Here is a 22,133-nt window from a genome sequence, read left to right as displayed (position 1 = left end):
CCTCTCCCGGCGGGAGAGGGGACTGACCTAGGTGTTTGGTCGACGTACGCCGACTTGCAATACCGAGTTGAATTCAGGGTTGGCAAAAACAACAGCCCCTCACCCTAACCCTCTCCCGGTGGGAGAGGGGACTGACCGAGGTGTTTGGGGGAGATACGCCGACGTGAAAGTCCGAGTTGAACTCAGGATTGGAAAAGCCCACAAATCGGCTCCCTCTCCTCGGGGAGAGGGCTGGGGTGAGGGGTGAATTCACCGCCACTCCATTGCCGAACGGCGGTGCACCGTTCAAAAAAAAGCCGCGAAAAATCGCGGCCAAAAGGGAGGAGTGAACAAAACCCTTTGAAATCCGACTCAGTGCCGCAGTTCCGTCAAGCGCTGGCCCATCGTCGAATTCAGCAACCCATCGCTGAGCCGCCAGACATCCGCATCCACCAGCGCCACCCGCGCTCCGCACATCAGTTGGCGCCAGACCTTCGGCGGCATCCCCACCATGCGCCCGAACGTGCGGGTGAAGTGCGAGTGATCGGAAAATCCGCATTCATAAACAATCTCGGTAATCGCCATCGAGGTCAGCAACAGCCCTTTGGCTTTGTCGATCTTCATCTTCAGCATCCATTCCTGAGGCGAGCAGCCGGTGACGATCTTGAACGCCCGGGAAAAGTGGCTGCGTGAAAGATTGCAATGTTCGGCAATCTCGCTGACGCGCAGGCTGCGGCTCAGATCGTGCAGCATGTAGGCCTTGGCGCGGCGTTCCTGCCAGCCGGACAGTGCGCCCAGTGGGCGAGCCAGGTGGCAGGAAGGGTCTGACTTCACCGATTGCGGGTTCATGGCGGCTCTCCTGATCGATGGGCAAAGTCTGGCCGCAGGCTTTATTTAAAGTCCTTAAACAAACCTTAAAAGTTATGAAGCCCAAGCCTCAGGCGTGAAACGGATAATCGACGTAACCACGCTGATCGCCGCCGAAGAAACTGCTCGGATCTGGCGTGTTCAGCTCAAGGCCATCGTGCAGCCGACGCGGCAGGTCCGGGTTGGCCAAAAAAGGCCGGCCAAAGGCAATGATGTCGGCGCGATCGGCGTTCAGCGCCTGTTCGGCGGACTCGGCGTCGTAACCGCCGGCGAGGATCAGCACGCCGTTCCAGGTCTGGCGCAACTGGGCGATGATCGCGTCCCAGCGCGGGTCGAAGTTTTCGTCCTTGACCGTGCCGACCATGGCCGGCTCGACCAGGTGCAGGTAGGCCAGATTCCACTGGTTGAGCGCCTCGACCAGATAACCGAAGGTCGCTTCAGGCGTGTCATCGCCCATGCCCATGAAGCGGCCCATTGGCGTCAGACGCACGCCGACGCGCTCGGCGCCGACTTCATCAGCGACGGCGGCGACCACTTCGAGCAAAAACCGCGCACGATTCTCGACGCTGCCACCATAAGCATCGTCGCGCTGGTTGCTGTTGCTGTTGAGGAACTGGTCGAGCAGATAACCGTTGCCGGCATGGATCTCCACGCCGTCCATGCCAGCGTTCAACGCGTTGCGCGCGGCGCGGCGATAGTCTTCGACGATGTCGGCGATCTCCGCCGTTTCGAGGGCGCGCGGCACTGGCACATCACCCCACACGCCATTGCCTTGTTCATCGACGATAAAGGTCTTGCCCGGCACTGGCAGGGCGCTCGGCGCCACCGGCAAACCGGCGTCCGGCTGAAAGCTTGGGTGCGAGACCCGGCCGACGTGCCACAGCTGCATGAAAATCAAACCGCCCGCCGCGTGCACCGCCGTGCTGACTTCGCGCCAAGCCTGCACTTGCGCATCGGTGTAGATTCCCGGCGTCCACGCATAGCCCTGGCCTTGCTGAGAAATCTGCGTGGCCTCGGTGATGATCAGCGCGGCACTGGCACGTTGGCGATAGTACTCGGCGTTCATTGCGGTCGGCACGTCGCCCGGCTGGCCAGCGCGCGAGCGGGTCAGGGGCGCCATCGCCACGCGATGGGCAAGGGTGTAAGGGCCGAGTGCGATGGGTTGAAACAGGCGACGGGTCATGGGTAGCTCCGGATTTCGATGAGTAGGGTTCAAGTGCGGCAGCCAAGTGCCGCGCGCTGTGCAGGTAACTTAACCGGGGGTGGCGGGGCTGATAATCCGTGGCCGGCGCTACGCAGTTTTGCGCGCAACGCAACGGCACCCGCGCTCATCGCTGATGAGCGCGGGCGTGGTTCAGGCGGGTTGGCTGTAACGGGTCAGCGGCAGATTCAGCCAGCGCCGGCCAGTGGCATTGCTGACCGCGTTGCCGAGGGCAGCAGCCATTGGCCCTTGGACGATTTCGGCAGCACCGAGGAAGGGTTCGCCCGGTTGATCGAGCAGGTGCACATCGACTTTTTTCGGCAATTGCGTGAAACGCAGAATTGGATAACCGCTCCAGTCATAGCTGCGAATGCCGCCGGCGTCGTAAGCGACTTTTTCGTAGAGCGTCCAGCTGGCCGACTGGATGATGCCGCCCTCGACCTGATTGCGCAGGCCATCGGGGCTGACGATCTGGCCAACATCGACCGCTGTCACCACATGATCGACACGGATCTCACCAGTTTGCGGATGCACCCGCAGTTTCACCGCAAGGGCGCAGTAACCCATGATGTTTTTGTAGCGGGCGAAGGCAAAACCGATCCCCGCGCCGGGCTCGCTGCTCTTGTGGGGCCAGCCGATTTCGTCACGCACGCGCTCAATCACAGCCCGGGCACGTGGGTCGCGCAGATGCGCCAGGCGCAACGCCAGCGGATCGAGCCCGGCCTTGATCGCCAACTCATCAATACCCGCCTCGATGGCGAAGATGTTGATGTGCGCTCCCAGCGAGCGCATGGCCGAAGTGCGGAACGGCATAGTGGTGACGAAATTCATGTTGATCCGCGTCGTGCCCAGCTCGTACAGCGGCACCGCGTTGCGATCGCCGTCACCTTCGGGCTGGGCGATCGGCACCGACGGTGCAGAGACGAAGGGTTTCGCCAGTAGACGTGCCGGCAGCAGGCGCCCGGCATTGACGATGCGTTCGTTGTGCGGCGTGGTCCACAGCTCGTAGGTCCAGTCCTGCAAACGGCCCTGACTGAGGCCGGCATCGACTTCGGTGACCATCGCCGAGCTGTACGGCTCCCAGAGATTTTCCTGCTCGCGCATCCATTGCACCCTGACCGGCGTGCCCGGCAGGCGCATGGCGATCAGCGCGGCATCGGCGGCGGCATCATCGGCGCCGTTGTGGCCGTAGCAACCCGAGCCTTCGGTGTGAATGCAGCGCACACGCTCCGGCGGCAGACGCAGCATTTCGGCGATACCGGCGCGCAGCGGATAGACGCCCTGGGTGTGGGTCCACACCGTGAGCACGCCGTCGTTGTACCAGGCCACCGCACAGGACGGGCCGATCGAGCCGTGCATCAGATACTGCTTGGTCACCCGCGCCTTGAAGCGCGTTTCGGTCGCGCCGCCGGCATTGCCGTTGTTGCTGATCGGATAGCGCTTGGAGGGCAATTGCTTGAGCAAATCGTGAATCCCGGCGGCTTCGGGAATCGCCTCGCCGCCACTCCACTTGGCACTCTCAATGCCGCTGCGCATGGCCTTGATCGCTTGCCACTCATCACGGGCGACCACGGCCAGATAGTTACCGTCGCGGATCACTTTGACCACGCCGTTCAACGCCTCGATGGATGCTGCATCGAACACTTGTAACGTGCAGCCGGGACGCGGCGGGCGAATCACGCGCGCGTGCAGCATGCCCGGCAGGCGCATGTCCTGGACAAATGCCGCGCCGCCGCTGACCTTGGCCGGAATGTCCAGGCGCGGCAGGTTGTGCCCGATCAGTTTGAAATCGGCCGCCGCCATCGCCGGTGATTGCGCCTTGGCGTACTGGTGCACATCGACATGCTTGACCGCGTCGGCATATGCCATGCGCTGACCATTCGGCCCTTCGATGATGCCGTCGCGAGTGCTCAGTTGCGCAGCATCGACTTGCCAACTGCGCGCGGCGGCATCGACGAGCATTTCTCGCACCTGGGCGGCCGCGTTGTACAGCGCGGTGCCGCTGTCGAAAATGCTGTGGCTGCCGGCGGTGTAGCCTTCGTTGGGCGTCAGCGCGGTGTCGGCGGTGAGCAAGTTGATCGCGCTGGCCGGCACCTGCAAACGCTCGGCAGCGATTTGCAGCAACGCGGTTTTCACCCCGGTGCCCAGTTCGACCTTGCCGGTGTACACGGTGATGCCGTCGGCGCCGATGCGAATCCACGCGTCCAGGTATGGGTTGGTGCGCAAACTGCCGGGCAGGTCGGGCGCCAGCACCACAGTGCCGAGGGTGTCGACTTCGGTGTCGGCCAAGGCACGCCGCGCTACCGGCATCAGCGTAAAAGCCATGAGCAACGCGCCGCCACGCAGGAAGGCCCGGCGGCTGGGGTTCAAGCCGTTTGCTTCGCTCATGTCAGGCTCCCGTCATGCCCGGCCACCTGTTTGATCGCCTCGATGATGCGCAAGTGCGTGCCGCAACGGCACAGATTGCCGGCCATGTGTTCGCGGATGGTTTGTTCGTCCGGGTGCGGATCGCGTTCGAGCAACGCCTGCGCGCGCATCAGCATGCCGGCGATGCAGTAACCGCATTGCGCGGCCTGCTTGTCGATGAATGCCGCTTGCAACGGGCCGGGTTTCTCTGCGCTGCCGAGGCTTTCCACGGTGCGGATTTTTTTCCCTTCAAGGCCTGCGCACGGCGTGAGGCAGGCGAACACCGGTTGGTCGTCGACGATCACCGTGCACGCGCCGCACTGGCCCAGGCCGCAGCCGTACTTGGCGCCGTTGAGGTTCAAGTGGTTGCGCAGCGCATACAGCAGCGGCATGTCCGGTTCCAGCTCCAGCGCTTGGGCGGTTCCATTGACGGTGAGAGTGATCTGGCTCATTTCGTCTCCTGACGTAACGCTTCGATAGTGGAAGAAAGGTCGGCCCATGGCTGTTCGGGGCGGGCTTGCTCGCGCAGATACGCGGCAAGGGCGCCGAGCTGGGCGTTGTCGAGGCTGGCGGCGAACGGCGGCATCACCGGGCCGGGGGCGCCGGGAATGGCGGGCACGCCTTCGAGCACGGTCTTGAGAAAGTTGCGCGAGCTGGCCGCTTGCAGCGCCGAAGTGCTTTGCAGGCCTGGGCGGCCGTCGATTTCGCGCATCGGCGCGGCGGGTGCGTGACATCCGGCGCAGGCGCTACTGAAGAGCAGGGCGCCGGTTGTGTGATCCGCTGGAATACCTGGCTGCTTTTGCGCGGTGGTTTCGCTCACCACGTGCGGGTTTTGCAGGCTCAGCAGGTAGTCGGCAATCGCATCGGCTTCACTGGCCGGCAAGCGCGCCAGACTCAGGCTGACCGGGCGCATCGGGCCGGCGGGTGTCCCGTGGCCATTGACCACGTCGGCGCGCAAGTAGCCGACCAATTGCTCGCGACTCCACGGATTGGCGCGCTGGCCGAGGCCGACCAGGGCCGGCGCTTCCCAGCCATCGACGCTGCCGCCCTTCAAATACTCCGAGGATTTCTCCGCGCCAATCAGGTTCAGCGGCGAATGGCAGCCGGCGCAGTGGCCCGGGCCGTCGACCAGATAGCGTCCGCGATTCCATGCCGCGCTGTGTTCGGCCAGCGGCGTGAGCGGCTCGCCATGCAGAAACAGCAGATTCCAGAACGACACCAGCGGGCGGATGTTCATCGGGAAGTTCATCTGGTTCTGCCGCGCCGGGGCGTGTACGGCGGGGCCGCTCATTAAGTAGGCGTAAGCGTCGGCGATGTCTTCGGAGCTCATGCGCCGGTAGTGCACGTAAGGAAACGCCGGGTAGAGAAATTGGCCGTCGCGGGCAATGCCTTCACGCATCGCCCGCTCGAAGGCCGGCAGTGACCATTCGCCGATGCCGGTCTGCGCATCCGGGGTGATGTTGGTGCTGTACAGCGTGCCGAACGGCGTCACCAGCGGCAGCCCGCCAGCCAGGTATTCGCCGCCGGGGCGGGTATGGCACACCGCGCAGTCGCCGGCCTCGACCACCCGTGCGCCGCGTTGCAACTGCGCATTATCGAATGACGTCGGCCGTTTGATTGGTGCGATCGCCGGGCGCCACATCAGCGCGACGGCGACGATCAGGCCGAGCACCGCGAGCACGGCGACGCTGATCCACAGGGTTCTGGATTTGAGCAAATGGCTGTTCATGGTCGGCAGAAAAACGCGGCGGACAGTGGCAGGACGAGTGCAGTGCGGGTCATGGAAACGCTCCTTGTAGCAGCCGGGGAAGGGCGCCGATGCGGACGTCAGCGCCAGGGCCAAAGCGTAGAGAAGACGCTTGCAGCGGAGAATCACCGGCCCGCGCAACAGCGCGTTGCGCCACAAGCAACGTTGCGCACGGCGCATCAGTGCGTTGCCAGTGGCACGGATTCTCGCCCCCGCCGGCTGACCGTAGCCTTGGCACAACTTTCCCGAACTCAACGAGGTGTCACCATGCTTACGGGCAACCCTGCCGTTGCGGCCCCGGCCGAACAGCCTGCTTCACTCTCCGGCCTGATGGTCGCGTTTCTGGCCTTCTGCTGCGGCGCGGTCGTCGCCAACCTGTATTACGCGCAGCCCATCGTCGAACTGATCGCGCCGCAGATCGGCCTGTCCAGCGCCAATGCCAGCCTCATCGTGTCGCTGACGCAGTTCGGTTACGCGCTGGGCTTGTTGCTGCTGGTGCCGCTGGCCGATCTGATGGAGAACCGTCGTCTTGTAGTCGGTTTCACCCTCGCCGCCAGCGCCACGCTGCTGTGCGCTGGCCTGACTCATTCGCCGTCACTGTTTCTGCTGCTCTCTTTGCTGATCGGCCTGACCTCGGTAGCGGTGCAGATCCTCGTGCCGTTGGCCGCGCATTTGGCGCCGGAAGCCAGCCGGGGGCGCGTGGTCGGCAACATCATGAGCGGCCTGTTGTTGGGGATTCTGCTGTCGCGGCCGCTGTCGAGTCTGTTGGTTGAAGTGTTCGGCTGGCGCGGGGTGTTTTACAGCGCGGCGGCACTGATGGCGGTGATCGCGCTGATTACCGCTGTGGCATTGCCGCGCCGGGTGCCGACGCACAAAGCCACTTATGTCGCCTTGATCGGTTCGGTGTTTGCTCTGGCCCGGCGCTTTCCTGTGTTGCGCCAGCGTTCGCTGTATCAGGGTTTGCTGTTCGCCAGTTTCAGCCTGTTCTGGACGCTCGCGCCAATTGAGCTGATGCGTCACCACGGTTTCAGCCAGGCGCAGGTGGCGATCTTCGCTCTGGTCGGCGCGGTGGGTGCGATTGCCGCGCCGATTGCCGGGCGTCTCGCCGATGCCGGGCACGGTCGTCGCGGTACCTTGGTGGCGTTGCTGCTGGCGCCGCTGTCGCTGTTGATCGCCGCGCTGCCGGGCAGTGGTTACGTATGGCTGGTGGTGTGTGCGGTGCTGCTGGATTTTGCCGTGCAGCTGAACATGGTCCTCGGCCAGCGTGAGGTCTACGCCCTCGACCCGCACAGCCGCGCACGCCTGAATGCGGTGTACATGACCAGCATCTTCGTCGGCGGCGCCCTCGGCTCGCTGGTCGCCAGCCCGCTGTACGAACACCTCGGCTGGAACCTCTCGGCCGTCGCCGTGGCGGTGTTGCCGGCGCTGGCGCTGGCGTTGTTCCTCGGGCGCAAGGCTGATGTTTGAGGTCGCGATGAGGCCCGGCAAGCACGACGATACAAGACGTGTGGCGGGCGCTGATGCACAATCAGCGGCGTTCCCTCACCACCGGACCCCGCTTATGGACAAGTTGCTGGCATTGAAGATGTTTGTTGAAACCGTGCGCTGCGGAGGCTATTCCTCGGCGGCGCGCAAGCTTGGGATTTCGACGTCTTCGGTGACACGGCAAGTGGCGGGCCTGGAAAACGAGTTGGGCGCCAGCCTGCTCAATCGCACCACGCGCAATACCAGCGTGACCGTCGCCGGCCAGACCTATTTCGAGAAGGCCGTGGCGATTCTCGATGCCATCGATGAAGCCGATGCGGTGGTCGCCGATCGTGGCAGTGATGCCCAGGGCCGCTTGCGCATCAGCGTGCCGGTGGAGTTTGACCGGCGACTGATTGCGCCGCACCTGAGCCGCTTGCTTGAACGCCATCCCGGGCTGGAGATCAGTCTGTCGCTGAGCGATCAGGTCAGCGATTTGCTCAGCGAGCAGATCGACGTTTCAGTGCGGCTCGGCTCGACGGTGGTCAGCGAGGACATCGTCAGCAAACGCGTCGGCCACTTTCAGCGTTGGATTGTCGCCAGCCCGGATTATCTGGCGCGCAGCGCAGTGCTCGAACATCCGCGGGATTTGCTCGAGCACCAATGCCTGCGCTTCGACTACGGCGGCAGCCATCATCACTGGACCTTTCAGGGCGACGAAGAGCCGATTCAGCTCAACGTCCAGGGCCGCCTGCAAAGCAACAACGCCGACATTCTTCGCGAAGCGGCGATTGGCGGTGGCGGTGTGGCGCTGCTGGCCGACTGGCTGGTGCGCGACGATGTCGCCGCCGGGCGCCTGACGCGCTTGCTTGAGCACTACGAGGTCAATCCCGGCAGCGCCAGCAGTTGCATCAACGCGCTGTACCTGCCCAACCACCGTGGATCGAGCCGGATCAACGTGTTCATCGACTTTCTCGTGGAAATCCTCAAACCCGCCGCATAGCGCTGCACACTCTGTTGCTGCAGCCGCTGCACACTGCTTGTATGCTTGCGCCCCGGAACACGTGGCCGCCGTGAGTGCCGACGTTCGAATGATGGCTGGAATGGATACCGGACTTCCTTAAGGTACTGACGTGAAGCGTGATACTCGCCTTGTAATGCTCCTGCTGCTGGTGATCGGCTGTTCCCTGACTTCGCTGACGATCTGGAAAGTCTGGTCTTCGCGCGAGCGTGCGCTGGCGGAAGTCGACGTGCATGGCCTGAACCTGACCCAGGCGCTCAACACCTACACCGAAGGCATCGTCCGGCAAAGCTCGCTGCTCTTGCTCGGGCTGGTCGAACGTCTGGAAACCGAGGGCGATGGCCCGGCGCAGATTCAGCGCATCCAGAGCCTGATCGACCGCCAGCAGCCGCTGATGCCACAGCTCAGCGGCATCACCATTTATGACCGGCACGGGCATTGGCTGATGTCCTCCAACCGGCCGATTCCCGAGGGCGCCAACAGCAGCGACCGCGCCTATTTCATCCACCACCGTGACAGCCCGAGCCGCGAGCCGTTCATTGGCCCGCCGATCCAGAGCCGTGCCAATCACGAATGGGTGGTGACCATCAGTCGGCGCTTCAACGACGATGGCGGGCAGTTCGCTGGCGTGGTAGCGGTGACGCTGGGGGTGGAGAACTTCCTTCGGGTGTTCGGCAAACTCGACGTTGGCCAGGACGGCGCGATCGGTCTGTCTTACACCGATGGCACGCTGTTGGTGCGCTACCCGTTCCGCGAGCAGGACATGGGCCGCAATTTTTCCAGTTCGCCGATCTACGCCAAATACCTCGTCGACCGCTCGGTCGGCACTGCCTCCTACACCTCCAGCCTCGACGGTGTCGAGCGGCTCTACGCGTTCCGCAAAAGCGAAACGCTGCCGCTGATCACCACCGTGGCCCTGGGCAAGGATGAAGCGCTGGCGGCGTGGCGTATCGAAGCGGCGTTGTCGGCGGTGGTAGTGATCGGGCTGCTGGGGCTGACCGGATTGATCGGCTGGTTCCTGATTCTCGATATCCGCCGCCGCACCGAGGCTGAAGAAGCCTTGCGCGATGCCCAGCAGCAGTTGCTCGCGTCCAATCGACAGCTGGAATTGCTGGCAATGAAAGATGCGCTGACCGGCCTGGCCAACCGCCGCTGTTTCGATGAAACCCTGGCGGTGGAAGCGCGGCGGGCGCAGCGTGACGGCACCTCGCTGGCCTTGCTGATGATCGATATCGACCACTTCAAATTGTTCAACGATGCCTTGGGCCACGTTGCTGGCGATGCCTGCCTGCAAGCGGTCAGCAAGATTCTTGAAGGCTGCGTGCGACGCCCCTCGGATCTGGTCGCACGCTACGGTGGCGAGGAAATTGCGGTGATCATGCCGGCCACCGACAGCGCCGGGGCGACGGTGGTGGCGCAGTTGATGCTTGAGCGTTTGCAGCAGGCGAACATCGCCCACCCGGGCAGTCCGTTTGCTCGGATTACGGTGAGTATCGGTATGGCGGTGGGGAGGGGCGCTCAGTTGGATTCGCTGCCGGCGTTGATCCAGACCGCCGATCAGGCGCTATACCGCGCCAAAGCGGCGGGGCGCAACGGGATGGCCGGGCAGGCCTGAGGCGCACTAGAAAGCTTCGCCGTTATCCAGTTTCACCAGCAGCATCTGCCCGCGTTGCCACAGTGCATCCTGCTTGGCCAGCGGCATGCGGTCGAGGTTCTTGTACATCATGCCCATGCGCTGATTGCCGCGCAGGATATCGCCGTGGCGCATGAGGAAATGCCAGTACAGCGCATTGAACGGGCAGGCATCGTCCGCGCTGCTTTCCTTGACCTTGTAGGCGCAGTCGCCGCAGTAATCCGACATCCGATTGATGTACTGGCCGCTCGCGCAGTAAGGCTTGGAGCCGAGATAACCGCCATCGGCGTGCATGACCATGCCGAGGGTATTGGGCAGTTCGACCCAGTCGAAGGCGTCCATGTAGATCGCCAGATACCATTCACAGATTTCCTTCGGCGCAATTCCGGCGAGCAAGGCAAAGTTACCGGTGACCATCAGGCGCTGAATGTGGTGGGCGTAGGCATGTTGCAGGCTTTGGCCGATGGCCTGGCGCATGCAGTTCATCTGCGTTTCACCCGTCCAGTAGAACTCCGGCAGCGGGCGCGTGTTGCCAAACACATTGCCCTCGGCGTAATCCGGCATCTTCAGCCAGTACACACCGCGCACGTATTCGCGCCAGCCGATCAACTGTCGAATGAAGCCTTCGGCCGCGTTGAGGCCGATGCTCCCCGACCAGTAAGCCGCCTCGACATCGCTGCACAGCTGGCGCAAATCGAGCAGGCCGATGTTCAGCGCGGCACTGATCCGCGCGTGAAACAGGAACGGTTCATCACTGGCCATGGCGTCCTGGTAATCACCGAAGCCGGCCAGCGCATAGTCGAGAAAGTATTGCCACAGGGCCTGTGCGTCGGCGTGGGTCACTGGGTAATTGAAGTCATCCAGCGTGCCGTAATGGCTGGCGAAGCGCTCGCCGACCAATACCAGAACCTCTTGGGTGATTGCGTCATTGGCGAAACGCGCCGGGTAGGGCGGTCTGGCGTGTTTGGGCAGCGCCTTGCGATTCTCCGCATCGAAATTCCACGCACCGCCGACCGGCGTGCCGTCGCCATTGAGCAGCAGCCGACTCTTGCGCCGCATCTCGCGGTAGAAAAACTCCATGCGCAGTTGCTTCTTGCCGCTGGCCCAATTGGAGAACTCTTCGCGGGAGCAGAGGAAACGGCGGTCTGAATGCCAGTGCACGGGCAAGCCCGAATCTTTGATTGATTGCTCAAGGCGCCAGTCGCCGCATTCGGTGATATGAATCTCTTCGGCGCCGGTGAGGGTTTGCCAGCGCTGTAGTTCGCCGGGAATTGAGCCGCTGTTGTCCGGGTCGTCGAGGCTGACGTACTGGACGCGGTAGCCTTTATCGCGCAACGCCTCGGCAAAGTGGCGCATGGCGCTGAAGATCAGGGCGATCTTTTGCGGATGATGGGCGACGTGGGTCGCTTCCTCCATAACCTCGACCATCAGCAGCAGGTCGTGCTGGGGATCGAGTGGCTGCAGGGAGGCCAGGTCGAAAGACAGCTGGTCGCCGAGGATCAGGAGCAAGCGGTGGGCAGGGGGCATGGAGCGAAGTCCGGTTAGAGATTCAGACTCCAATAGTTATACAGATTGTTTGCTATGTATAGGTTTTAGCGGCCACTGACATCCTGTAGTGGGAGCGAGCCTGCTCGCGAAAGGGTCCTGTAAGTCAATACAAATGCTGACTGACCCACCGCCTTCGCGAGCAGGCTCGCTCCCACAGGGATTTGTGTTGTGTGCTTATGCGGGGTAGGTCGGGTAATCGATATAACCCTCGGCACCGCCGCCATACACCGTCGCCGGATTCAACTGATTCAACGGCCAGTCATTGGCGATCCGCGCCGGCAGGTCCGGGTTGGCCATGAACGGTCGGCCAAACGCAACGAGATCGGCCAGCCCCGACTCAAGCAATTGCGCGCCGGTTTTGGCGGTGTAGCGGCCGGCATAAATGATCGCGCCGCTGAACGTGTCGCGCACGGCCTGGCGAAAGGTCTGCGGCATCGCTGGGGCGTTGTCCCAGTCGGCTTCGGCGATCGACAGGTAGGCGATGCCGACGTCTTCAAGAATCTTGATCGCGGCAATGTAAGTTGTGTGCGGATCTTCCTCGACCAGGCCCAGGTATGTCCGCGCTTCATCGGTGGTAGTGAACAGCGGCGCAAACCGCACACCGACCTTGTCCTTGCCGATGCATTCGGCGACGCCGGCCACCACTTCGCGCAAAAAGCGCAAGCGATTGTCCAGTGAGCCGCCGTACTGGCCGGTGCGCAGGTTGCTGTGGGCGGAGATGAACTGGTTGACCAGATAACCGTTGGCGCAATGCAGTTCGATGCCGTCGAAACCCGCCTCCATCGCGTTGCGCGCGGCCTGGATGTACAGCTGAATCAGTTCCTGCACTTCATCGGTGCTCAACGCGCGCGGAGCGGACGGCGGCACCAGTTCACCGACACCGGGCGCGGTTTCGATGAACACGCTGACGCGGTCCGTCGCCACCGCAGAGGCCGACACCGGCGCGTCTCCGTTGGGCTGCAACGCCGTGTGCGAGACCCGACCGACATGCCAGAGCTGGGCGAAGATCACGCCATCCACGGCGTGCACCGCCTCGGTGACTTTGCGCCAACCGGCGATCTGCTCCGGCGTATGAATGCCCGGCGTCCACGCATAACCCTGGCCGCGCGGTTCGATCTGCGTGCCTTCGGTGACCAGCAAACCGGCACCGGCGCGCTGCTGGTAATACTCGGCCATCAACTCGTTGGCGACATTGCCCGGTTGTGTGCTGCGCTGGCGGGTGAGAGGCGGCAGAACGATGCGGTTTTTCAGGGTGTGGGCGCCCAATTCGGCAGGCGTGAAGAAAGCGTTATTCATGGAGTCAGCCTTTGAATCTGATTAGACCAGTCGACTACTGACTGGGCAAAAAAACAACGCCGGGCTGTACGCACGCGGCGTTGATCGGGTTGGAGCGAGGGATTCAGCCGAGCATCTTCAACAGCTTTTCGGCAACGGCGGCGGAGCTGGCCGGGTTCTGGCCGGTGACCAGTTGACCGTCAGCGACCACATGCACCTGCCAGTCGGCAACTTTCGAATAGCGCCCGCCAAGACGCTGGAACTCGTCTTCGATGAGGAACGGCACCACGTCAGTCAGGCCGACCGCCGCTTCTTCGGCATTGGTGAAGCCGGTGACATCACGACCCTTGACGATTGGCTGGCCGTCAGCGCGCACCACATGACGCAACACGCCAGGTGCGTGGCAGACAAAACCGTGAGGTTTGTTGGCGCGGTCGAAGGCTTCGATCAGCGCGATCGAGGCCTTGTCTTCGGCCAGATCCCACAGCGGGCCGTGGCCACCTGGGTAGAACACTGCGTCGAAATCTTCGGCCTTCACGTCAGCCAAACGGCCAGTGGTGGCCAGTGCTTGTTGTGCGGCCGGATCAGCGCGGAAGCGATCGGTTTCGGCAGTCTGCGCGCTTGGCTCATCGCTTTTCGGATCGAGCGGAGGCTGGCCGCCGGCAGGCGATACCAGGGTGACGTCGGCGCCGGCGTCCTTGAAGGCAAAGTAGGGCGCGGCGAACTCTTCCAGCCAGAAGCCGGTTTTCTTGCCGGTGTTGCCGAGTTGATCGTGGGAAGTCAGAACCATCAAGATTTTCATAGAGCACCCTTGGGTTGGTCTGGCATCGGCAGAAGGCGAGGGATTCGCTTGTTGTCGGTGCCGCATGAATTTGTGTGTCGGGGCGCAGCATAGTTTCCAATTAGACCAGTCGTCTAGTAATTTTTTCAGAAAATGTTTTTGCCCGTCGGTTATGGCAAACTCCCGGTCCTGAAAACTATACGACTGGTCTATTGTCTGGAATTTTGCGCACCATGAAGCCGACCTTTGACGACACCCGCCAACACTTGCTCGACACCGGCCACCGGATGATGGCCGAGAAGGGCTTCACCAGCGTCGGCCTCAACGAGATCCTGCAGACCGCCGGCGTGCCCAAGGGCTCGTTCTATCACTACTTCAAATCCAAGGAGTTGTACGGCCAGGCGCTGCTCGAGGATTACTTCGTCGACTACCTCGCGGACATGGAGCGCCGCCTGACATTGCCTGGGCTGTCTGCCTTCGAGCGTTTGATGGATTACTGGCAGGGCTGGCAGAACCGCTGCACCCTCGAAGGCCACGGCGATGAATGCCTGGTGGTGAAACTCAGCGCCGAAGTCGCCGACCTGTCCGAATCGATGCGCCTGACCTTGCGCGACGGCGCCGAACGCATCGTCGCACGCATCACCGAATGCATCGAACAAGGCCAGACCGACAAAAGCCTGCCGGAGGGCGATGCGCGCAAGTTGGCGGAGACGCTGTATCAGCTCTGGCTCGGCGCCAGCCTGCTGAACAAATTGCAGCGCACCGGACAGTCGCTGGAAACCTCGATGGCGATGACCCGGCAGTTGTTGCGAGTCTGAGCCTCGCCGCAGGTCCCTTGTAGGAGTGAGCCTGCTCGCGAAGAGCGCGGCACATTCAACATCTTCATTGCCTGACCCAACGCCTTCGCGAGCAGGCTCGCTCCCACAGGTTTTCGCGCCGTGTGCCAAATCCCGGCAGCACACAAAACTCAATGTGGGAGCGAGCCTGCTCGCGAAGACGGCGGCACATTCAACATCTTCATTGCCTGACCCAACGCATTCGCGAGCAAGCTCGCTCCCACAGGTTTTCGCGGCGTGTGCCAAATCCCGGCGACATGCAAATCCAGTGTGGGAGCGAGCTTGCTCGCGAAGAGGGCGGCACATTCAACATCTTCATTGCCTGACCCAACGCCTTCGCGAGCAAGCTCGCTCCCACAGGTTTTCGCGGCGTGTGCCAAATCCCGGCGACACGCAAAATCCAGTGTGGGAGCGAGCCTGCTCGCGATGGCGGCGGCACATTCAACATCTTCATTGCCTGACCCAATGCATTCGCGAGCAGGCTCGCTCCCACAGGAGATCTGTGTTGATTGGTGGGATTGGAGATCAGCAGGCCACTCAACATTCAGTCAGGGGATTTTTCCTCTTCAGGCAGTTGGGCAAACCACTGCGCGTACGGCGTGTTGCTCACCTTGAAGCGGTTGAAATCCGGGCTGCCGTCATCCCACCACACCGGCCCGCGTTCACCCAGCGCGACTTTGGCGTCGTTGACGCGAGCTCTCGCCGACTTCAACGCCTGTGCATCCTCCGCACGCTTCGCCTCTTTGACCGCACGCCGCGCTGACATGAGTTCGGCTACAAACGCCTCACGCTCGGCGGCTGGCAGCGCTGGATTGCTGCAACGCCACAGCTGTTGCCTGACCACAAAATAGCGGCCATCGGGGGTGGTGGGGTACATGGACGATATCCTGCGTGATCCAGTCTCAGACCGGGTAGGACAACTCGCCGATGAGTTTATCCAGCGTAATCGGATAATCGCGCACCCGCACGCCGCAAGCGTTATAGATCGCGTTGGCGATGGCAGCCGCCGCGCCGCTGATACCCAGCTCACCGACGCCTTTGGCCTTCAGCGGGGTGGCATACGGGTCGACTTCATCGAGAAATACTACTTCCTGATGGGCAATGTCGGCGTGCACCGGCACCTCGTATCCGGCCAGATCGTGATTGACGAAAAAGCCGATTCGATGATCCACCGCCAGCTCTTCCATCAATGCCGCGCCGGCGCCCATGGTCATGCCGCCGATGATCTGGCTGCGCGCAGTTTTCGGGTTGAGGATGCGCCCGGCGGCGCACACGGCCAGTTGCCGACGCAGGCGAATTTCGCCGGTCGCCGCATTGACCGCGACCTCGGCGAAATGCGCGCCGAAAGTCTGCTGGGCGAAGCGCTGGGCAAGGTCACCGTATTCCATGCGGTCCTCGCCCGTCAGCTCGCCATTGGCTGCGGCCTGGGCCAAGGCAACCTGCTGCGAGCCTGCGCGAATTTGCCCGTCGACAAACTCGGCTTGCTGCGGGTCAATCCCGACGGCGCGAGCGGCGGCCTCACGCAGTTTCACGCACGCGGCATACACGCCGGCAGTGGAGGAGGCCGCGCCCCACTGGCCGCCGGAGCCCGACGATTCCGGAAACCGCGAATCGCCCAAGTGCACCACGACACGGTCCAGCGGCACGCCCATCATTTCGGCGGCCGTCTGGGCAATGACGGTGTAACTGCCGGTGCCGATGTCGGTCATGTCGGTTTCTACCGTGATGATGCCCCGGCGATCAAGCCGCACCCGCGCTGCCGAAGCGGTGGTCGGTGCGCCGCGAATCGCCGAGGCCAGACCGATGCCGATCAGCCAGCCGCCCTCGCGTCGCTGACCGGGTTGAAGGTTGCGCTGCTGCCAGCCAAAGCGCTCGGCACCCGTGTTCAGACACCCCACGAGTTGCCGTTTGGAAAACGGCCGCGACGGCTGCTCCGGATCGACCTGCGAGTCGTTGAGGATGCGCAGTTGCAGCGGATCCATCTGCAGCTTTTCGGCAAGTTCATCCATGGCGATTTCCAGCGCCATCATCCCCGGTGCCTCGCCCGGCGCGCGCATCGCCGAACCCTCGGCGAGATCGAGCACGGCGAGATTCAAACGGGTCATGCGATTGGCCCCGGCGTAAAGCAAGCGGGTTGACGCGGTAGCCGCTTCGGCGCGTCCGCCGCGCAGATTGCCCGACCAGCTCTCGTGGCCGATCGCCGTGATCACGCCGTCACGGTTGGCACCGATGCGCAGGCGCTGAATCGTCGCCGGACGATGGGTCAGGTTGTTGAACATCAGCGGCCGCGGCAGCGCGACTTTCACCGGACGCCCGGCATGTCGAGCGGCCAGGGATGCCAACACTGCGTCGCAAAGAATCGTGCCCTTACCGCCGAAACCACCGCCGATATACGGCGAGATCAGGCGCACATCTTCCTTGGCGATGCCGAGGGTTTTCGCCAGATCGCGCACGCCCCAGTTGATCTGTTGGATCGATGTCCACAAGGTCAACTGCGTGCCACTCCAGCGGGCAATGGTTGCGTGCGGTTCCATCATCGCGTGGGCCTGGTCAGGCGTGCTGTAGTGCTGATCGATTTGCACTGGCGCAGCGTTGAAGGCGCCTTCAAAGTCACCGACGCGGGTCTGCGGCGGCGGGCCAAAACCGGCCGGTGGCGGTGGGGTTGCGGAGTCTTTCGCAGCCGCCAGATCGAATGAACCCGCTTCGGCCACGTAGCGGATGTCGAGCAAGCCGGCGGCCGCGCGCGCCTGTTCAAAGGTGTCCGCGACGACAATCGCTACGGCCTGGTGATAGTGATCGACCTGCGGCCCGGCCAAGGCCCTGGCTACGTAAAACTCGCCTTTGGCCAATGGCCCGGCGTTTTCGTAAGTGACGATGGCGATTACCCCGGACGCCTCCCGCGCTTGCGTCGAATCGATCGAGGCAATGCGCCCCTTGCCGATCCCGGCGCCGACGATATAGCCATAGGCGGCGTCCGGCACCGCTGCGTTTTGCTCGTAGGCGTAGGGGGCGGTGCCGGTGGTTTTCAGCTTGCCGTCGATGCGGTCGGCAGGTTGGCCGATGACGTTCAGCTGGTCGATCGGATTGGAGCCGGCAGGGGTGTCGAATTTCATCTGCAAATTCCTTTCAGACAGGCTGGCGGCGCCCACGTAGCGCGGCGCAGCCATCGATTGACGTCGGATCTCTACGAGCCTAGGCCATCGACGCGCTGCTGATAATGCGCGGTTTCAGGATGGAATGATGAATCTCGCTCACCAATCCTGATCAACATGACAAATAAGAATACGTTTCAATTACTAATGCGACCGTATACCATGCGCGGCGTTTTCAGTGGCGGTTTTGCCCTTCGTTCTGGCCTATTCGTAAAGGTTTTCACCTCATGCGTCGAACTCTGCTTTCCATTTGTGTGCTGCAGGCGTTGTCTTCTTCCTCGTGGGCTGAATCAGCCGAACCGACTTCTTCAACGCTTGAGCTGGAAGCCACCGATGTGGTCGGCACAGCGGATTACGAAAGGGCAGACGGCCCGGTTCAAGGCTACCGCGCGACGCGTTCGGCCAGCGCCACGCGCACCGACACTTCGATTCATGAAACCCCGCAGTCGATCAGCGTGGTGACCAAGGATGCCGTCGAAGACCTCGGCGCGACGCGTTTGCAGGATGCCCTGGATTACGCCGGTGGCGTCGGTCGGGCGAACAATTTCGGGGGGCAGGGCCTGACCACCTTCACCGTGCGCGGTTTTACCACCGGTGAGTTCTACCGCAACGGTTTCCCGATCAACCGTGGCTACCCGAACATGCCTGACGCCAACACCATCGAGCGTCTGGAAGTGCTGCGCGGTCCGGCGACCATGCTCTATGGCCGTGGCGATCCCGGCGGTACCTTCAACGTGGTGTCGAAACAGCCATTGCCCGAGCGCACCGTCACCTTGGGCAGTCAGTTGAATGACCAAGGCATGAAGCGCGGCACCCTCGACGCTTCCGGGCCGCTGGATGAAGAAGGGCGTCTGGCCTATCGCTTGAATGTGGTGGGCGAGGGCGGCGACACCTTCCGCGATCATGTCGAGACCGAGCGCTACGGCATTACGCCGGTGCTGACCTGGCAAGCCACCGACGCGACCAAGCTGATTTTCGAAGGCGATTTCATGCGCAACAACGCGCCGCTCGATCGTGGCGTGACCCGCTACCCGGCGCAGATCGGCACCGCCTCGCGCGATACCTTCTTTGGCGAGAAGGACGTCGGCAAGCTGCACAACGACAACAACATGGCGCAACTGCGTTTCGAACACATGCTCAACGACGACTGGACCCTGGGCGGTGGTTTCCAGTGGCTCGACGGCTCGCTCAAGGGCGATGCGATCGAGGCCAACGGCATTGCCGCCGACGGCCGCACGCTGGGACGCAACTTCAACTACCGCAAGCTGGAATGGACCGACAAGGACACCCAGCTCAACCTCACCGGGCATTTCGACACTGGCGGTCTGCAGCACACCTTGCTCACCGGCATCGAGTATGAAGATTACGACTACAAGTCGATCATCCGGCGCTCCAGCGGCGCGGTCAGTGCCTACCCGATCGACATCTTCAATCCGGTTTACGGCCAGCCACGCCCGGCGCTGACCCGCACGCCGACTCACGACAAAGAGAACCTCAAGACCTACGCCGCGTTCGTGCAGGATCAGGTAGCCCTGACCGACAAACTGAAAGTGCTGGCCGGCGCACGTTTCGAGCGCTTTGAGCACGACTACGAAACCTACGTGCCCGGCGGCAAGAGCTGGCAGGCTAGCGACAATGCCGTCACCCCGCGTATCGGCGTCACCTACGATTTGACCGAAACCCTGGCGGTGTACGCCAACACCGCGCGCTCGTTCAAGCCCAACACCGGCGCCAGCCGCGAAGGCGGCGGCTTCGCTCCGGAAAAAGGCAAGTCCTACGAGATGGGCGTGAAGTGGGAAGCGCTGGATCAGCAGTTGAGCGTCGACGCAGCGATCTACCAGATCGAAAAACGCAACGTGCTGACCACCGATCCTGTGGATTCGACCTTCAGCGTCGCCGCCGGTGAAGTACGCAGCCGTGGTTTCGACGTCAATGTCACCGGCAATCTCACCCCCGAGTGGCGAGTGGCCGGCGGTTACGCTTACGTTGACGCCGAGGTGACCAAGGACAACACGCTGCGCTCCGGCACGCGCCTGCTGAACATCCCGAAGAACAGCTTCAGCCTGCTCAACATGTACGAGTTCCAGGACGGAACGCTCAAAGGTCTTGGCCTTGGCACTGGCCTGAAATACGTCGACGAGCGCGCCGGGCAGACGTCCAACACCGCGTTTTCCATGGGCAGTTACACCGTGGTCGACCTGCTGAGCTTCTACAAGATCAACGACAAGGTGCGGCTCAATCTCGATGTGAAAAACATCTTCGATCGTGACTACGAAGAAGGCGCCTTCGGCAACGTCTACGCCTACCCGGGCGCGCCGCGAACCGTGCAGGTGGGGATTTCCTACACGCTGTAAATTGCCGCAGCGGTTGCCGCCGCCCCATGCTGGCCTGAGAGTGGCATGTCGAAATCAGACATCGGCATGCCGCACTCAGGCTAGTTGCGCGGCGGTCGGGCCACGTAAGGTGAAGCATCATTTCGTCGGCAAAGCGTCTGCGTCGCAGCTTTCGTCTGATGCCGACACCGGAAATGATGATCGCCTGACGCTCAGTCAGTGGCCCAAACGTCGATCATGAGAACAATAAGAACCCATGACTAGCCTGAACCCCAAGGACTCCAACGGTCAGTTGGCGCAAGGTTTCAAACCGCGTCACGTCACCATGCTTTCCATTGCCGGCATCATCGGCGCAGGACTTTTCGTTGGCTCAGGCCACGCCATCGCCGCCGCAGGACCTGCGGTGCTGCTCGCTTATCTGTTCTCCGGTCTGCTGGTCGTGCTGGTGATGCGCATGCTCGGCGAAATGGCCGTGGCGCATCCCGACACCGGCTCGTTTTCCACCTATGCCGATCAAGCCATCGGCCGCTGGGCCGGGTTCACTATCGGCTGGCTCTACTGGTGGTTCTGGGTGCTGGTGATTCCGATCGAAGCACTGGCCGCCGGGCATGTGCTCAATCAGTGGTTTCCCCAGGTCGATGCGTGGTTGTTCGCCTTGCTGTCGATCGTCCTGCTGGTGATTACCAACCTGTTCAGCGTGTCGAAATACGGCGAGTTCGAATTCTGGTTCGCCATGGCCAAGGTCATCGCGATCATCGGTTTCATCGGCCTGGGTTTTGCGGTGCTGATGGGCTGGATTCCCGAGCGCGAAGCCAGTGGCTTGAGCACGCTGATGGCCGAGCACGGCGGCTTTGCGCCGAACGGCATGTCGGCGGTGGTCGGCGCGTTCATCACCATCATGTTCAGTTTCATCGGCACCGAAGCGGTGACCATTGCCGCTGCGGAATCGAACAATCCGGCGCAGAACATCGCCAAGGCCACGCGCTCGGTGATCTGGCGCATCGGCATCTTCTATCTGCTGTCGATCTTCGTGGTGATTTCCGTGGTGCCGTGGAACGACCCGCAACTCGCCTCGGTCGGTTCCTACCAGCGCGCACTGGAACTGATGAACATCCCCAACGCCAAATTCCTCGTCGACGTGGTCGTATTGATCGCGGTGGCCAGTTGCATGAACTCCTCGATCTACATTTCCTCGCGCATGCTCTATTCGCTGGGCCGACGCGGTGATGCGCCGCCGGCATTGAAGGTGACTTCGGCGGCCGGCGTGCCACGCGCGGCGGTCATTGCCAGCACGGTGATCGGCGCAGGCGTGACGTTACTCAGCTATTTCATGCCGGCCGGGCTGTTCCAGTTCCTGCTCGCCAGCTCCGGCGCAATCGCCTTGCTGGTGTACCTGGTGATCGCCATTTCGCAGTTGCGCATGCGCCGCCGACTGGAACGGGAGAAGGTCGAAATGACCTTGCGCATGTGGCTGTTTCCCTGGCTCACCTGGCTGGTCATCGCCTTCATCTGCGCGGCTTTGGCGGTGATGATGATCACCCCTGAACATCGCATGGAAGTGAGCTCGACGATTGGCCTGGCGCTGCTGATTTCCTTCGTCGGATTGATCACCAGCCGCCAGCATGGGCCGGCGGCCAAAGTGACGGCGGTGAGCAAAGCCTAAGCAAACAACGCTTTGAGCCCGCGGGAAAACCAGCCGTTCGGGCTCGAAGGCAGATGCTCACGTTGATTGAATGAGCCCGTCAACGCGCAGGTTTCACCGGCGAGTGAACCCATCAGTTGCGGCAGTAAAAAACTGCGTTCGCATTCACTGGCGGACAGTCCGGTTTTCTCTTGCGGCCAAACGACGTTGGTTTCTGCATACGGCTTCATGGCGCACCTCCTCAACAT

17 protein-coding genes are annotated in these 22,133 nt (G+C 62.4%); 6 read left to right on the top strand and 11 right to left on the bottom strand.

What is annotated here, in order from left to right; genetic code table 11:
* Positions 1–351 precede the first annotated feature (351 nt).
* From PS14A_RS12860 to PS14A_RS12840, 5 genes are all read right to left on the bottom strand, one after another.
* Complete coding sequence (locus tag PS14A_RS12860) at positions 352–828, bottom strand: AraC family transcriptional regulator (protein ID WP_249121285.1); 477 nt, start codon at positions 826–828, stop codon at positions 352–354.
* Positions 829–916: 88 nt separating this feature from the next.
* The gene (locus PS14A_RS12855) at positions 917–2,029 is read right to left on the bottom strand and encodes an alkene reductase (RefSeq protein ID WP_212616377.1); all 1,113 of its coding nucleotides are present in this window, start codon (positions 2,027–2,029) and stop codon (positions 917–919) included.
* Positions 2,030–2,200: 171 nt separating this feature from the next.
* The gene (locus tag PS14A_RS12850; protein WP_212616376.1) at positions 2,201–4,435 is read right to left on the bottom strand and encodes a molybdopterin cofactor-binding domain-containing protein; all 2,235 of its coding nucleotides are present in this window, start codon (positions 4,433–4,435) and stop codon (positions 2,201–2,203) included.
* The gene (locus PS14A_RS12845; protein ID WP_212616375.1) at positions 4,432–4,905 is read right to left on the bottom strand and encodes a (2Fe-2S)-binding protein; all 474 of its coding nucleotides are present in this window, start codon (positions 4,903–4,905) and stop codon (positions 4,432–4,434) included. The genes PS14A_RS12850 and PS14A_RS12845 overlap by 4 nt, the downstream gene beginning before the upstream one ends.
* Entirely contained in the window at positions 4,902–6,182 is a 1,281-nt protein-coding gene (locus PS14A_RS12840) for a c-type cytochrome (RefSeq protein ID WP_212616475.1), read from the bottom strand. Before PS14A_RS12840 ends, PS14A_RS12845 begins: the two co-directional genes overlap by 4 nt.
* A 285-nt stretch (positions 6,183–6,467) precedes the next feature.
* Between PS14A_RS12840 and PS14A_RS12835 the strand changes: the two genes are divergently transcribed.
* The 3 genes from PS14A_RS12835 to PS14A_RS12825 all read left to right on the top strand — a co-directional run bounded on the left by PS14A_RS12835 (position 6,468) and on the right by PS14A_RS12825 (position 10,300).
* Positions 6,468–7,667 carry an MFS transporter gene (locus PS14A_RS12835; RefSeq protein WP_212616374.1) on the top strand — a complete coding sequence of 400 codons (1,200 nt, stop codon included), beginning with the start codon at positions 6,468–6,470 and terminating at the stop codon, positions 7,665–7,667.
* Positions 7,668–7,761: 94 nt separating this feature from the next.
* A complete protein-coding gene (locus PS14A_RS12830; protein WP_212616373.1) occupies positions 7,762–8,667 on the top strand; it encodes a LysR family transcriptional regulator in 906 nt (301 codons plus the stop codon).
* 130 nt (positions 8,668–8,797) lie between these two features.
* Positions 8,798–10,300 carry a sensor domain-containing diguanylate cyclase gene (locus tag PS14A_RS12825; protein WP_212616372.1) on the top strand — a complete coding sequence of 501 codons (1,503 nt, stop codon included), beginning with the start codon at positions 8,798–8,800 and terminating at the stop codon, positions 10,298–10,300.
* Between the two features lie 6 nt (positions 10,301–10,306).
* Here the strand turns inward: PS14A_RS12825 and PS14A_RS12820 are convergent, their stop codons facing one another.
* From PS14A_RS12820 to PS14A_RS12810, 3 genes are all read right to left on the bottom strand, one after another.
* On the bottom strand, positions 10,307–11,845 hold the full coding sequence (locus tag PS14A_RS12820) for a cryptochrome/photolyase family protein (protein ID WP_212616371.1): 1,539 nt from the start codon (positions 11,843–11,845) through the stop codon (positions 10,307–10,309).
* A gap of 195 nt (positions 11,846–12,040) precedes the next feature.
* Positions 12,041–13,162: an alkene reductase gene (locus PS14A_RS12815; protein ID WP_212616370.1), complete on the bottom strand. Its 1,122-nt coding sequence runs from the start codon at positions 13,160–13,162 to the stop codon at positions 12,041–12,043.
* Positions 13,163–13,265: 103 nt separating this feature from the next.
* Positions 13,266–13,943 carry a type 1 glutamine amidotransferase domain-containing protein gene (locus PS14A_RS12810; protein ID WP_073476243.1) on the bottom strand — a complete coding sequence of 226 codons (678 nt, stop codon included), beginning with the start codon at positions 13,941–13,943 and terminating at the stop codon, positions 13,266–13,268.
* A 212-nt stretch (positions 13,944–14,155) separates the two neighbouring features.
* On the opposite strand from PS14A_RS12810, the gene PS14A_RS12805 reads away from it, so the two are divergent.
* Entirely contained in the window at positions 14,156–14,740 is a 585-nt protein-coding gene (locus tag PS14A_RS12805; protein WP_212616369.1) for a TetR/AcrR family transcriptional regulator, read from the top strand.
* Positions 14,741–15,302: 562 nt separating this feature from the next.
* On the opposite strand, the gene PS14A_RS12800 is transcribed toward PS14A_RS12805, so the two are convergent.
* Together PS14A_RS12800 and paoC are read right to left on the bottom strand one after the other, a co-directional pair.
* Positions 15,303–15,635 carry a hypothetical protein gene (locus PS14A_RS12800; RefSeq protein ID WP_212616368.1) on the bottom strand — a complete coding sequence of 111 codons (333 nt, stop codon included), beginning with the start codon at positions 15,633–15,635 and terminating at the stop codon, positions 15,303–15,305.
* Positions 15,636–15,660: 25 nt separating this feature from the next.
* Entirely contained in the window at positions 15,661–17,871 is a 2,211-nt protein-coding gene (gene paoC / locus PS14A_RS12795; protein WP_212616367.1) for an aldehyde oxidoreductase molybdenum-binding subunit PaoC, read from the bottom strand.
* Positions 17,872–18,137: 266 nt separating this feature from the next.
* On the opposite strand from paoC, the gene PS14A_RS12790 reads away from it, so the two are divergent.
* Both PS14A_RS12790 and gabP read left to right on the top strand, forming a co-directional pair.
* The gene (locus PS14A_RS12790) at positions 18,138–20,264 is read left to right on the top strand and encodes a TonB-dependent siderophore receptor (RefSeq protein ID WP_212616366.1); all 2,127 of its coding nucleotides are present in this window, start codon (positions 18,138–18,140) and stop codon (positions 20,262–20,264) included.
* Between the two features lie 235 nt (positions 20,265–20,499).
* Positions 20,500–21,906: a GABA permease gene (gene gabP, locus PS14A_RS12785; protein WP_212616365.1), complete on the top strand. Its 1,407-nt coding sequence runs from the start codon at positions 20,500–20,502 to the stop codon at positions 21,904–21,906.
* Here gabP and PS14A_RS12780 read toward each other — a convergent pair.
* Entirely contained in the window at positions 21,903–22,115 is a 213-nt protein-coding gene (locus PS14A_RS12780; RefSeq protein WP_130902660.1) for a hypothetical protein, read from the bottom strand. The two genes, gabP and PS14A_RS12780, sit on opposite strands and share 4 nt — an antisense overlap.
* Positions 22,116–22,133: the final 18 nt, after the last annotated feature.

It is taken from the genome of Pseudomonas sp. 14A (genome assembly GCF_018132745.1).
GTDB classification, from domain to species: domain Bacteria; phylum Pseudomonadota; class Gammaproteobacteria; order Pseudomonadales; family Pseudomonadaceae; genus Aquipseudomonas; species Aquipseudomonas mercuritolerans.
Note: the sequence above shows the minus strand (reverse complement) of the source record. Positions and strands in the feature narration are given on the sequence as shown.